This is a genomic window from Belnapia sp. AC561 (assembly GCF_979252845.1).
The window spans coordinates 30,039-41,862 of the sequence record NZ_CEEDBP010000004.1 but is presented as its reverse complement, the minus strand read 5'-3'; the positions used below and the strand labels follow the sequence as shown (position 1 = coordinate 41,862).

Annotated in this window: 8 protein-coding genes; 3 read left to right on the top strand and 5 right to left on the bottom strand. The window is 71.1% G+C overall.

Annotated elements, in window-relative coordinates; genetic code table 11:
* Positions 1-5: 5 nt before the first annotated feature.
* On the bottom strand, positions 6-749 hold the full coding sequence (locus tag AC0IW9_RS04475; RefSeq protein ID WP_471647007.1) for a glucose 1-dehydrogenase: 744 nt from the start codon (positions 747-749) through the stop codon (positions 6-8).
* Positions 750-868: 119 nt separating this feature from the next.
* Here AC0IW9_RS04475 and AC0IW9_RS04470 point away from each other — a divergent pair, with 119 nt between their 5' ends.
* Both AC0IW9_RS04470 and AC0IW9_RS04465 read left to right on the top strand, forming a co-directional pair.
* Complete coding sequence (locus tag AC0IW9_RS04470) at positions 869-2,182, top strand: NtaA/DmoA family FMN-dependent monooxygenase (RefSeq protein ID WP_471647006.1); 1,314 nt, start codon at positions 869-871, stop codon at positions 2,180-2,182.
* A gap of 226 nt (positions 2,183-2,408) precedes the next feature.
* On the top strand, positions 2,409-4,478 hold the full coding sequence (locus AC0IW9_RS04465) for a tetratricopeptide repeat protein (protein ID WP_471647005.1): 2,070 nt from the start codon (positions 2,409-2,411) through the stop codon (positions 4,476-4,478).
* Between the two features lie 12 nt (positions 4,479-4,490).
* Here AC0IW9_RS04465 and AC0IW9_RS04460 read toward each other — a convergent pair whose 3' ends face one another.
* The 4 genes from AC0IW9_RS04460 to AC0IW9_RS04445 all read right to left on the bottom strand — a co-directional run bounded on the left by AC0IW9_RS04460 (position 4,491) and on the right by AC0IW9_RS04445 (position 10,209).
* Positions 4,491-5,306 carry an FkbM family methyltransferase gene (locus tag AC0IW9_RS04460; protein ID WP_471647004.1) on the bottom strand — a complete coding sequence of 272 codons (816 nt, stop codon included), beginning with the start codon at positions 5,304-5,306 and terminating at the stop codon, positions 4,491-4,493.
* 54 nt (positions 5,307-5,360) lie between these two features.
* The gene (locus AC0IW9_RS04455) at positions 5,361-6,104 is read right to left on the bottom strand and encodes a 2-keto-4-pentenoate hydratase (protein WP_471647003.1); all 744 of its coding nucleotides are present in this window, start codon (positions 6,102-6,104) and stop codon (positions 5,361-5,363) included.
* Between the two features lie 79 nt (positions 6,105-6,183).
* Complete coding sequence (locus AC0IW9_RS04450; protein ID WP_471647002.1) at positions 6,184-7,914, bottom strand: N-acyl-D-amino-acid deacylase family protein; 1,731 nt, start codon at positions 7,912-7,914, stop codon at positions 6,184-6,186.
* Positions 7,915-7,992: 78 nt separating this feature from the next.
* Positions 7,993-10,209, bottom strand: coding sequence for a TonB-dependent receptor (locus AC0IW9_RS04445; RefSeq protein WP_471647001.1), 2,217 nt, complete (start codon positions 10,207-10,209; stop codon positions 7,993-7,995).
* A gap of 195 nt (positions 10,210-10,404) precedes the next feature.
* On the opposite strand from AC0IW9_RS04445, the gene AC0IW9_RS04440 reads away from it, so the two are divergent.
* Positions 10,405-11,757 carry an NtaA/DmoA family FMN-dependent monooxygenase gene (locus AC0IW9_RS04440; RefSeq protein WP_471647000.1) on the top strand — a complete coding sequence of 451 codons (1,353 nt, stop codon included), beginning with the start codon at positions 10,405-10,407 and terminating at the stop codon, positions 11,755-11,757.
* The last annotated feature ends 67 nt before the right edge of the window (positions 11,758-11,824 follow it).

Below are 11,824 nucleotides of genomic sequence, written 5' to 3'. Positions count from 1 at the left end.
GGGGTTTATTGCGCGATGTAGCCGCCGTCGATCACCAGCTCGGTGCCGGTGATGAAGGAGGCCTCGTCGGAGGCGAGGAAGAGCACGCCCTGGGCGACCTCGATGGGCTCGCCCAGGCGGCGCAGCGGGGTGAGCGGGATCTTGGCCGCCCTGCCACTGGAATTGGTGCCGCCGAGCATGGCGGGAAGGTAGCCGGGGTGGACGGAGTTCACCCGCACCCCCTGCGGGCCCCAGCGCACCGCGGCCGACTTGGTCAGCAGCCGGACGGCGCCCTTGGAGGCGGAATAGCCGGGATGGCCCTCCGCCCCGCCGATGAAGCCCATGATGGAGGAGATGTTCACGATGGCGCCGCGGCCGGCCTTGGCCATCTCCTGCGCCGCCAGGGTGGTGCCGAGGAAGGTGCCCGTCGCATTCACCGCCAGCAGCCGGTTCCAGCCTGCCAGCGACAGGTCGTCGCCGACCGCGCTGCCGCTGATGCCGGCATTGTTCACCAGGATGTCGAGCCGGCCATAGGCTTCCAGCGTGGCGGCGATGAGGGCATGCCAGTCGGCCTCGGCGGTGACGTCGGCGCGGTGGAACAGGGCGCGGCCCTGGCCGGCGTTGATCTCGGCGGCCAGCGCCTCGCCCAGCTCGGGCAGCACGTCGGCGATGACGACGGCGGCGCCTTCGCGGGCGAATAGCCGGGCCTCGGCCTCGCCCATGCCATGGGCGCCGCCGGTAATGATGGCGACCTTGTCCTTCAGCCGCATGGGGGTTTCCTCCGTGGTCTTGCCGGGATCATCCGCCCGTGGGGGGATGGCGGCAAGGTCACGGGCCTGGAAAGGGCGGCTGGCGCGGGGTTTGCTGGAAGGATCTGCAGGAGGCCCGCATGACTGCTCGGCGCAAGATGAACCTGGTGGCCTATCTGAAGGCCGGTCCCTCGGCGAGCTACCCCAGCTCCTGGCGGCATCCGGCGGCGACGCTGGACGACCTCTTCACCCCGGAGCGCTGGGAGCATCTGGCGCGGGTGATGGAGGGGGCCTGCTTCGATGCCTGCTTCTTCGCCGATGGGCTCGGCATCCCCGACTTGTACAAGGGCAGTTACGACGACTACGTCGGGCGCGGCGGGCAGCTGACGCTGGTGGATCCGATGGTGCTGCTGCCGATGATGGCGCGGGTGACGCGGCACCTCGGGCTCGGCGTCACGCTGTCGACCAGCTTCATGCCGGCATACATCCTGGCGCGCTACCTCGGCTCGCTCGATATCCTCAGCCGGGGGCGGGTCGCCTGGAACGTGGTGACCACGGCGCGGGACTTCGAGGCGCGGAATTGCAGCATGCCGGGCGGGCTGCCGCCCAAGGCGCAGCGCTACGACATGGCCGACGAGGTGATGGAGGCCTGCGACGCGCTGTGGCGCGGCTGGGAGCCGGATGCGCTGGTGCTGGACCGGGCGGGCGGCGTCTTCGCCGACCCGGCGAAGATCCACCGGGCCAATTACGCCGGGCGCTACGTCAGCACCGAGGGGCCGATGTCGATCCCCCGCTCGCCCCAGGTGCGGCCGCTGATCATGCAGGCCGGGTCCTCCCCGCGCGGCCGGGACTTCGCGGCGCGCTGGGCGGAGGCGCTGTTCTGCACCCCGGCGACCAAGGCGGATGCGCTGGCCTATCGCAGCGACATCCACCGGCGGATGGCGGCGATCGGCCGGCCGGTGGAGGAGTGCAAGGTGCTGCCGAGCTTCACGGTGGTGCTGGGGGAGACGGAGTCGATCGCGCGGGAGAAGGCGGAATACCTCGAATCCCTGGTGGACCCGGAGCTGGTGCTGGCCGCGTCCTCCTGGTCCGTCGTCGCCGATCTCAGCACCATCGAGACGCCGGAGGCGCTGGAGGCGGCGGGCGGCAACCAGGGCGTCCAGGGGCATCGGGACCGGATGCTGCAGGTGGCGCGGGAGAAGGGGATCAGCTTCGCCGCGGCGGTGCGGCAGCCGCGCGCCCTGTTGGCCGGGACCGCGGCGCAGGTGGCCGACGTGCTGGAGGACTGGTTCACGGCGGAGGCCTGCGACGGCTTCATCCTGCCGCCGACCCTGTTCCCCGGCACCTTCGAGGAGATCGGCCGGATGCTGGTGCCGGAATTGCAGCGCCGCGGGCTGTTCCGCACCGCCTATGCCGGGCGGACCCTGCGGGAGAACCTGCGGAATCCGGGGTGACGGGGCCCCGTCACTGTCCAGCCCCGGCTCAGGCCCCGGTCAAGCCGAGGCTGCACCGCGCGCCGATGGATCGCGGCAGGGTTGCACGCGGCGTCGTGATCGTGTTGTGAGAACGAGGCGCGGCCCTATGGTGTCGCTGCCGTCGGTCCCATGGCCTGTCCGGCCGCGGGATGGTTCACGTCATGGCTGGGCGGGCCGGTTCTTCCGGATGGGAGCATCAACGGGGATGCGCTGGATTATCGAGAAGGTCACACCGGCGCGGCGGCGTGCCCGGGAGCTGATCCGCGAGGCCAATGCGGCGCGGGACCGGCGCGACTGGCCGGCGGCGCGCGAGGCCTATGGCCGGGCGCTGCAGGAATACCCGCCGATGCCGCCGATCTGGGTCCAGTACGGCCATGCGGCCAAGGAGGCGGGCGACCTGCCGGCGGCGGAGGGGGCCTATCGCCGGGCGCTGGACCTGCGGCCGGGCTTCGCCGAAGGGTATCTGCAGCTGGGCCATGCGCTGAAGCAGCGGGGCCAGGCGGCGGAGGCGCTGGAGGCCTATACCCGGGCGGCTTCCCTCGCGGCGGAGAACCCGGAATACCAGATGCAGCTGGGCCATGCGCTGAACGGCATGGGCCGGCGGGTGGCGGCGGTCGAGGCCTTCCGCCGGGCGCTGTCCCTGGCGCCGGGGCGGGTGGATGCGGCCCTGGAGCTGGGCCATGCGCTGCTCGCCCTGGGCGAGCCGGTGGGGGCGCTGGAAGCCTTCCGCCAGGCCTTCCAGGCGCAGCCGGAGCAGCCGGCCAGCACCTGGGTGCAGCATGGCCATGCGGCGCGCGGCGCCGGGGAGCTGGCGGCGGCCGAGGCGGCCTATCGCCGGGCGCTGGAATTGGCCCCGGACCAGGGGGATACCCATCTGCAGCTGGGCCATGTGCTGCGCCAGCGCGACCAGCCGGCGGCGGCGCTGGCGGCCTATGGCCGGGCGGCGGCGCTGGCGCCGGAGGATGCCATGCCGCAGCGGCTGCTGGGCGAGGCGCTGCTGGCGGCCGGGCAGCCGGAGGCGGCGGTGGAGGCCTTCGCGCGGGTGGCCGCGCTGGCCCCGGGCGAGCTGGCCGGGCATCTGCAATTGGCCGAGATCCTGGTCGGGCTCGGGCGGGCGGAGGCGGCGCTGGCCGCCTGCGACCGGGCCCTGGCCCTGGCGCCGGGGAATGCCGCGGCGCGGGCGCTGCGGGCGGACGCCTTCGCGGCGCTGCCGCCGCTGGACGCGCCGCTGGGCGTCAGCCTGGCCGCGGCACGCTGGGCGATGCGCTTCTTCGTCGGGCGGGAGCCGGCGAGCCTGGAGGAGGCGGAATTCCACCGGACGCATACCGACATCGATTCGCTGCGCCGGGCCTTCGCCGAGACGCAGGAATTCGCCGACTTCTACCGCAAGCTGGTGCCGCGGCGCTTCGCCGTGCCGCTGTTCCTGCTGTCGCCGCCGGCCTCGCCGCAGGTGCCCTGGTGCTTCACCCCGCCCACGCTGAGCCGGCTGAACAGCCAGTTCTGCACCCTCGGGCAGCTGGAGGAGCCGGCCTATGCCGCCTGGTGCGAGCGCTTCGGGCTGAAGCCGACGCAGCACCGCAAGCCCTGGGAGTTCTGCTACATTGGCGTGGCGCTGGAGGCGGCGGGGCTGCTGCAGGCGGGCAACCGGGGCCTCGGCTTCGGCTGCGGGCAGGAGCCGCTGCCATCCTATTTCGCCTCGCGCGGCGTGGCGGTGATGGCGACGGATGCGCCGGCCGACGTGGTGGCCGACCAGGGCTGGCACTCGACCAACGAATATGCCGCCGGGCTGGACGTGGTGCATCAGTCCGAGCTGGTCTCCGAGGCGGAGTTCCGCCGGCTGGTGAGCTTCCGCGCGGTGGACATGAACCGCATCCCGGCCGAGCTCGCAGGCTACGACTTCTGCTGGTCGGCCTGTGCGCTGGAACATCTGGGGTCGCTGCGGGCGGGGCTCGACTTCATCATCGCCAGCCTCGGGACGCTGCGGCCGGGCGGCATCGCGGTGCATACGACGGAGTTCAACCTCTCCTCCAACGCCGAGACGATGGAGACGCCGGGGCTCTCGGTCTATCGGCGGCAGGATATCGAGACGCTGATCCTCGAGCTGACGGCGGCCGGGCATGAGGTGGCGACGTTCAACACCCATCCGGGCGACCGGCAGATGGATGACTACATCGACCTGCCGCCCTATGCGCTGCCGCATCTGAAGCTGCAGCTCGAGCGCTATACCACCACCTCCTTCGGGCTGGTCATCCGCAAGGGCGGGGCGAAGGCGTAAGGCGCGCCCGCCCTACAGGAAGCGGGCGATGGCCTCCAGCCGCGGGCCTTCCGGCACCAGGGCGACGTAGGAGACGAAATCGGGGGAGACGGTGGCGCGCAGCTCGGCCACCGTCTGCGGCACCAGCGCGCCCTGGTGCGGGATGAGGAAGAGGCGGCGGCCTGCGGCGAGCGGCGCCAGGATGGCGAAGGGGTCGCCGTACTGGCGCCATTGCAGCAGGCTGATCTCCACCACCAGGGCGCAGGCCGGGCTGCGCGCCAGGGTTTCCGCCATGCCGCGCAGCACCAGCGGCTCGAAGCCCTCGGTGTCGATCTTCACCACATCGGCCAGGGTGCCGGGCGGCAACAGGGCATCCACCCGGTCGATGCCGATGCGGAGGCCGTCCCGGGCGCTGGCGCCGGGCGTGCCGGGGGCGGAGACCCAGCCGCCGCCCATGTTGGTCGGGCTGACGCGAAGGAGCGAGGAGCCGGCTTCCGCCCCGGCCGCCAGGGCGAAGCTGGTGACCCGGCCGTTGAAGCCGTTGATGTCGATGTTGTCGACCAGCAGGGGAAAGAGCTCGGGATTCGGCTCGAAGGCGAAGACCCGGCCTTGCGGGCCGACGATGGTGCCGGCCTTGACCGTGTAGTAGCCCATGTTGGCGCCGATATCGAGAAAGGTATCCCTCGGCCGCAGCAGCGCGCAGAGCACGTTGTCGACGAAGGTTTCCCAGACGCCGCCCATGATGATCCAGGGGCTGATGCCGCGGTCCGCGGTATGGACGAAGAAGGGCTGGCCGGTGGCGAGCTGCGTCAGCGCCCGGTTCTTGCCGAGGTAGTAGTAGGGCCGCATCGTGGGTGGACTCCGGGGAGGCGTGGCAATGAGCGTGGTGCGGCCCGGTTCGTGTCAGGCGAGGTCGACGGTCGCGGCGCCGAAGCCGAGGAATTCGCCGGTGACGCGCTGGTTGCTGTCCACCCAGAGCAGGCCGGTGCAGCTGCCGGTGGTGACGACCTGGCCGGCTTCCAGGCTCAGCCCGAATTGCGGCAGGGTGTTCGCCAGCCAGACCAGGGGGGTGAAGGGATCGCCGGAGGGGTTGCCGCCGACTTTCTCGACCTGGACCGCATCGCCGCAGGTCTGGCGGACGGTGAGGGCTTCGAGCGCCATGTCGCGCCAGCCCGGCACGTCGGCGCCGAGGATGAGGCCGGCATGGGAGACGTTGTCGGCCATCAGCTCCTCCAGCGTCACCGCCTTGGGGTCGAGGTAGCGGCAGACCACCATCTCGATCGCCGGGAAGGCGGCCTCGATGCAGTCCATCACCTCGGCCTTGGTGTAGGGCGTGGCGCGGGCGGGCAGGCCGCGGCCGAGGCGGAAGGCGATCTCGGTCTCGATGCCGATCTGCTCGCCGGGGGCGACGGTCCAGGTGCCGCCGCTGGGGCGCAGGCCGCTGGCGGCCATGATGGCGGCGGAGGGGGTCTTGCCCGGCGGCGCCGCGCATTTGTAGCCGCCGATGCGGCCATCCATCCGGCGCAGCACCTCCTGCTGGATGGCCCAGACCTCGGCCGCGGTCTTCGGGGCGGCGGCGCCGAGGCCGGCGAGGCGGGGGCCGCCCTGGCGGACCGCGAGCAGGAGATCGGCGGCGGATTGGGTCATGCGGGATCTTTCGATGCAGGCCGGAAGGGCAGCGCCGAGGATCGCATCGGCGCCGCCGGCCCGGTAGCCGGAATCGGCATCAAACGCCCCTGGATGCACCCTTGGCGCGGACCAGCTTGCCGGGGAGGGCGCCGGTGAACCGGCCTTCCTCGAAGACCGGGACGCCGGAGACGAAGGTGGCGCGATAGCCATCGACGCGCTGCACCAGGCGGCGGCCGCCGGCGGGCAGGTCGTAGCGGACCTCCGGCTTGTGCAGGCGCATGTTGGCGTGGTCGATGACGTTGACGTCGGCCTTCATCCCCGGCGCGAGCACGCCGCGGTCGTGGAAGCCGAAGAACCTGGCGGTCTCGCTGGTCTGGCGCTTCACCACCAGCTCGAGCGGCAGGCGGTCGCCGCGGCTGCGGTCGCGGGCCCAGTGGGTCAGCATGTAGCTGGGGATGCCGGCATCGATGATGGAGGAGCAATGCGCCCCGCCGTCGCCGAGGCCCAGCACCGTGGCATCGTCCGTCAGCATGGTGCGGATGATGTCGTGGTTGTCGACGTTGTAGCCGGTGACCGGGAAGAACAGGAAATGGTCCGGGCTTGCCGAGAGGTAGTCGTAGGCGACCTCGTCCGGGGTGCGGCCCTCGCGCGCGGCGATGGCGGCGATGCTCTCGCTCTCGGGCGGCTCGTAGTCCGGCGGGTCGCCCAGCTTGAACATGCGGTTCCAGCGGCGGACGATGTGCTGGCGGAACTGGGACAGCTTCTTCAGGTATTCCTCGGCCGGGGCCTCGGACAGGATCTGCGCGCGCATCGCCGGGTCCTGCATCCGGGCCATGCGCTCGGCGACGGGAAGCTTCAGCAGGGCCTGGTAGCTGGGGCGGATGGAGAAGGGGTTCAGCGCGGTATCGGCGCCGAGCAGCACGCCGACCGGGCGGCCGCAGACCTGGGCGGTGACCATGGCGCCCTGGGCGCGGGCGGCCCGCACCCCTTCCATCAGGCGCTTCCAGCGGGCCGGGTCGGTCGGCCGGTCGGTCAGCAGGAACCAGATGGGGCGGCCGGTCTGCTGGCCGAGCTTGGTCATCCAGCCGAGTTCCTCGGTCTCGATGTCGAAGTCGCTGTTCATGCCGAAGGCGCCGTAGCCGACCTTGCCCAGCGCCTGGCCGATGCCCATCAGCTCGGCCACCTCGGAGTAGCGGCCGGGCACCATCTCCCCGGTCAGGGTCTTGTGGCTGTTGGTGCGGCTGGTGGTGAAGCCGAAGGCGCCGGCGCGCATGCCTTCCTCGACCAGCCGGTGCATCTCGGCGATGTCGTCGGCGGTCGCGGCCTCGCGCCGGATGGCGCGTTCGCCCATGACATAGACCCGCAGCGGGTGGTGCGGGATCTGGGCGGCGACGTCGATGGCGCGGGGGAAGGCGTCCAGCGCATCGAGGAATTGCGGGAAGCTTTCCCAATTCCACCTGAGGCCCTCGGCCAGGGCGATGCCGGGGATCTCCTCCACCGCCTCCATCAGGCCGATGAGCTCGTCGTGGTCGCGGCGGCGGACCGGGGCGAAGCCGACGCCGCAGTTGCCGAAGAGGATGGTGGTGACGCCGTGCCAGGAGGAGGGGGCAAGCTCGCTGTCCCAGGTGGCCTGGCCGTCGTAGTGGGTATGGGCATCGACCCAGCCGGGGGTGACGATATGGCCCTCGGCCCTGATCTCGCGCGTGGCGGGGCCGGCCTTGCCGCCGACCTGGGCAATGCGGTCGCCGTCGAGGGCGACATCGCCGGTATAGCCGGGTTTGCCGGTGCCATCGATGATGGTGGCGCCGCGGATGACGGTGCTGTGCATGTGGACGTTCCCCTTGTTGCCAGGGCTTGGTGCCGGGATTGAGCGCCCGGCGGGCAACGGGGTCAAGCGCGCCGGGTGCTAGAAATCCACCGCCGCCGAGACGATGACGGTGCGCGGCGACCCGACGGTGACGTAGGTGCCGGTCGTTAGCCAGTAATTCTGGTCGAAGGCATTCTCGAGGCTGGCGCGGAAGACGACCGGCTTCCGGTCGATCTCGGTGCGGTAGCGGGCGCCGATGTCGACGCGGGTCCAGCCGTCGAAGCGCACCGTATTGGCGCTGGTCAGGTAGGAGCCCGAGGTATGGATCACCCGCCCGTTGAGGGCGAGGCCGGGGACATTCGGCACGTCCCAGTCCAGCCCGGCCGAGAGCGTCCGGTCCGGCACGCCGGCCGCGTCGTTGCCGCGCTGGGCGGCGATGGCCGGGCTGGTCAGCTCCGGCTTGAGGAAGGTCACGCTGCCGATGCCGCGCAGCCCCGGCAGGATCTCGCCATAGGCCGAGAGCTCCAGCCCGCGGTTGCGCTGCTCGCCGTCGTAGGCCAGCGCGTTCGAGGCGGTCCGGATGGAATTCGGCCGGGTGATCTGGAATACCGAGGCGACCGTCGTGACGGCGCCCCAGTCCACCCGCACCCCGGCCTCGTACTGCTCCGACTTGAAGGGGGCCAGGACCTCGCCGACGTTGGAATAGCTGGCACCCACGATCTCGCCGCGCGTCAGCCCCTCGGCGTAGTTGGCGTAGAGGGAGACGTTCTGCAGCGGCTTGACGACCAGGCCGGCGAAGGGCGTCGTCGCGCTGGCGTCGTAGGTGGAGGACCGCGCGCCGGTGGTGGTGCTGTAGCTGGCGACCCGAACGTCCTGCTGGCGGACGCCGAGGGTCAGCAGCACGCGGTCGCCGGCGAAGGCCAGCGTATCGGCCAGGGCGAAGCTGTTCAGCGTGGTATCGGAGGCCCGGCGCGGATCGGTGCGCGCTGCGGTGACGGCGGGCAGCGCAGAAGGGCTGTAGATGCTGGAGGCCAGGCCTGTGGCGGTGGTGACATAGGCATTGCCCGCTTCCTGCTGGAAGCCGGTATAGGCCGCGTTGACGGTATGGCCCACGCCCAGCAGGTTGAACCGCCAGTTCAGGCCGGCGGTCCCGCTGACGGTCCTGGAGTAGGAATCGTAGAAGGCGTTGGTGACCCGGAAAGTGCCGTCCTCGGCGACGCCCGGGGATGAGCCGGGGAAGACCTGCTGGTTCCAGCCGTCGCGGTAGCCGACGGCGCCATAGGCGGTCACCGAATCCGTCAGGTCGTATTCGAGGCGCGTGGCGATCGTGGAGTCCTGCTGCGAGAGCCGCGTGCCGGGGTACCAGTTGCTGCGCGCATCGGGTGGGGCGGGGATGCGGGTCACGGTCGGCAGGATGCTGATCTGCGGCCGGAAGTTGCGGGTATCGTCGCGCTGGAAGATGGCGTCGGCCGACCAGCGCAGGCGTTCCCCCCGGTAGTCCAGCCCCAGCGCGCCGAGGCCGCTGCGCAGGTTGCCGCGGTCGATCGAGGCCTCGCCATCCCGGTACAGCCCGTTGAAGCGGATGCCCCATTCCTTGTTCTGGCCATAGCGGCGGGCGACGTCGGCATGGACGCCGACATTGCCGCTGCCGATATAGGTCGTGGTCAGCCGGGTCAGCGGTTCCTCGCCGGCCCGCTTGCTGACGATGTTGATGGCGCCGCCGATGCTTCCCCCCGGCGCGATGCCGTTGATGAGCGCGCCGGGACCGCGCAGCAGCTCGATCCGTTCGATGAGCTGCGCCTGGACGCGGTTGGAGGAGATCAGGCCATAGAGCCCGTTCAGCCCGACGTCCTGGGCGGGGACGGCGAAGCCGCGGATCTGGAAGGTGTCGTCGAAGCCGTTGCTGCCGGTGGTGAGGCGGACGGAGGCATCGTTCACCAGGGTATCGGCGGCGGTGCGCGCCTGCTGGTTCTCGATCAGCCGGGAGGTGTAGTTGGTGGTGCTGAAGGGCGTGTCCATCACGCCCCGGGTTCCGAGCAGCCCGAGCGAGCCGCCGCGCGCCACCTGGCCGCCGGCATAGGCGGGCGGCAGGGCGCCCGCGATCGGTCCGGCGACGCCGGTGATCTCCATCTGCGGCAGCCGCATCGCCTCCACCTCGGTCAGGGCGGGCGTGGCCCCCGCCGGTCCGGCCGGAAGCACCGGCTGGGCCGCGGCCATCGGCAGGGTGCCGAAGCCGCAGAGCAGCACCCCGGCGGCCAGGCGCCCCGCGGCGGCCGTCGCGCCGGCACGATGGGCGGGCACGCCTTGATCGGCCATGCGGTGAATTCGACCCATCGGTATCGGTCCCCATAGTCCAGGCGGTCGGTTAGATGCGAATGATTCTTATTAACAGAAATGCATCTTGCCGCAAGCGACCCCGGACGCCGTTCCGTGGCGGCACCGAGCCGCATCCCGGCATTGCCTTGGCACCGGACTTGCTGGTCACTGCACCGCAGCAGCGGGGACGGCGGCATGGCCAAGCGCCGGATGCATCTGGGGTTCGATTTCTCCTACACGCACATGGGCGGCCGCTGGCGCATGCCCGGGGCCTGGCCGGGGCGGGTCTTCCCGGATATCGAGATGTTCGAGGAGATGGCGCGGATCGGCGAGCGCGGCTTGCTCGACATCATCTTCTCCGGCGACGGGACCGGGGTGCCGGATACCTGGCGCGGCAGCCGCGATGCCGCGGTCGAGTGGGGGATGAACTGGCCGCGGCAGGACCTGCAGCCGATCGCGGTGGCGATGTCGCGCGTCACGAAGCATGTGGGCTTCGGGCTGACCTATTCCTCCACCTTCATGCATCCCTACTACACGGCGCGGCTGATGAACTCGCTGGATCACCTGACCGGCGGGCGGATCGCGATGAACCTGGTGACCTCCACCCGGCCGGCGGATGCGGCGAATTTCGGCTTCGATGGGCTGATGGACCACGGCGCCCGCTACGACCGGATGGAGGAGTTCACCGATGTCTGCAAGGCGCTCTGGGCCAGCGCCGAGCCGGATGCGATGCTGTGGGACCGGATCACGGGGCGGGTCGGCGACCCGGCCAGGATCCACGACGTCCATCACGCGGGACGGTTCTTCAAGGTCGATGGGCCACTGAACACGCCGCCCTCGCCGCAGGGGCGGCCGGTGCTGATCCAGGCGGGCGGCTCGCCGCGCGGGATCCGCGCCTCGGCCCATGTCGCGGACCATGTCTTCGGCGCGGACATGGACCTGCACCTGCAGGTGCGGCAGCGCCAGGCGCTGGATGCGGCGCTGGCGGCGAAGGGGCGGGACCCGGAGACGGTGGGCATCCTGTGGCAGACGCCGATGGTGGTGGCGGAGACGGAGCGCGAGGCGCTGGCGCGGCGGGACATGCTGCTGACCGCCATTCCGCCGGAAGCGGTGGGGGCCTATCTGTCCTACAATTCAGGCTATGACTTCTCCAGGGTGCCGGCCCGGTTCTGCCTGCGGGACCTGCATGCGGAGATCATCGCCAGCCAGGCCTCCCCGGTCGGCTTCATCCACAAGCTGGCGGAACGGATCGGCGCGGATACCGAGCTGACGCGGGCCGAGTTCTTCGAGCACGGGCTGAAGGAAGCCACCAGCTACGACACGACCTTCGCGGGTTCCCCGGCGCAACTGGCGGACCGGATGGAGGAGGTCTTCGAGGCGACGGGCAGCCGGGGCGGCTTCATGCTCGGGCATACCGTCTCGATGCCGCTGGACCTGACCGGGATCGCCGACCTGCTGGTCCCGGAACTGCAGCGCCGCGGGCGCTTCCGCACCGCGTACCGGTTCAAGACCCTGCGCGACAACCTGGCGGATGATGGAGTGGACTAGGCCGGGGTGATGCCGAGGCTGTGCCGGATCTCCGTCAGCTCGGCCTGCTTGGCGCCGCGGAGGTTGC

What these genes read in the sequence shown, in the direction of transcription:
- AC0IW9_RS04475 (WP_471647007.1), bottom strand. Translation starts at nt 749, where the DNA reads ATGCGGCTGAAGGACAAGGTCGCCATCATTACCGGCGGCGCCCATGGC.
- AC0IW9_RS04470 (WP_471647006.1), top strand. Translation starts at nt 869, where the DNA reads ATGACTGCTCGGCGCAAGATGAACCTGGTGGCCTATCTGAAGGCCGGT.
- AC0IW9_RS04465 (WP_471647005.1), top strand. Translation starts at nt 2,409, where the DNA reads ATGCGCTGGATTATCGAGAAGGTCACACCGGCGCGGCGGCGTGCCCGG.
- AC0IW9_RS04460 (WP_471647004.1), bottom strand. Translation starts at nt 5,306, where the DNA reads ATGCGGCCCTACTACTACCTCGGCAAGAACCGGGCGCTGACGCAGCTC.
- AC0IW9_RS04455 (WP_471647003.1), bottom strand. Translation starts at nt 6,104, where the DNA reads ATGACCCAATCCGCCGCCGATCTCCTGCTCGCGGTCCGCCAGGGCGGC.
- AC0IW9_RS04450 (WP_471647002.1), bottom strand. Translation starts at nt 7,914, where the DNA reads ATGCACAGCACCGTCATCCGCGGCGCCACCATCATCGATGGCACCGGC.
- AC0IW9_RS04445 (WP_471647001.1), bottom strand. Translation starts at nt 10,209, where the DNA reads ATGGCCGATCAAGGCGTGCCCGCCCATCGTGCCGGCGCGACGGCCGCC.
- AC0IW9_RS04440 (WP_471647000.1), top strand. Translation starts at nt 10,405, where the DNA reads ATGGCCAAGCGCCGGATGCATCTGGGGTTCGATTTCTCCTACACGCAC.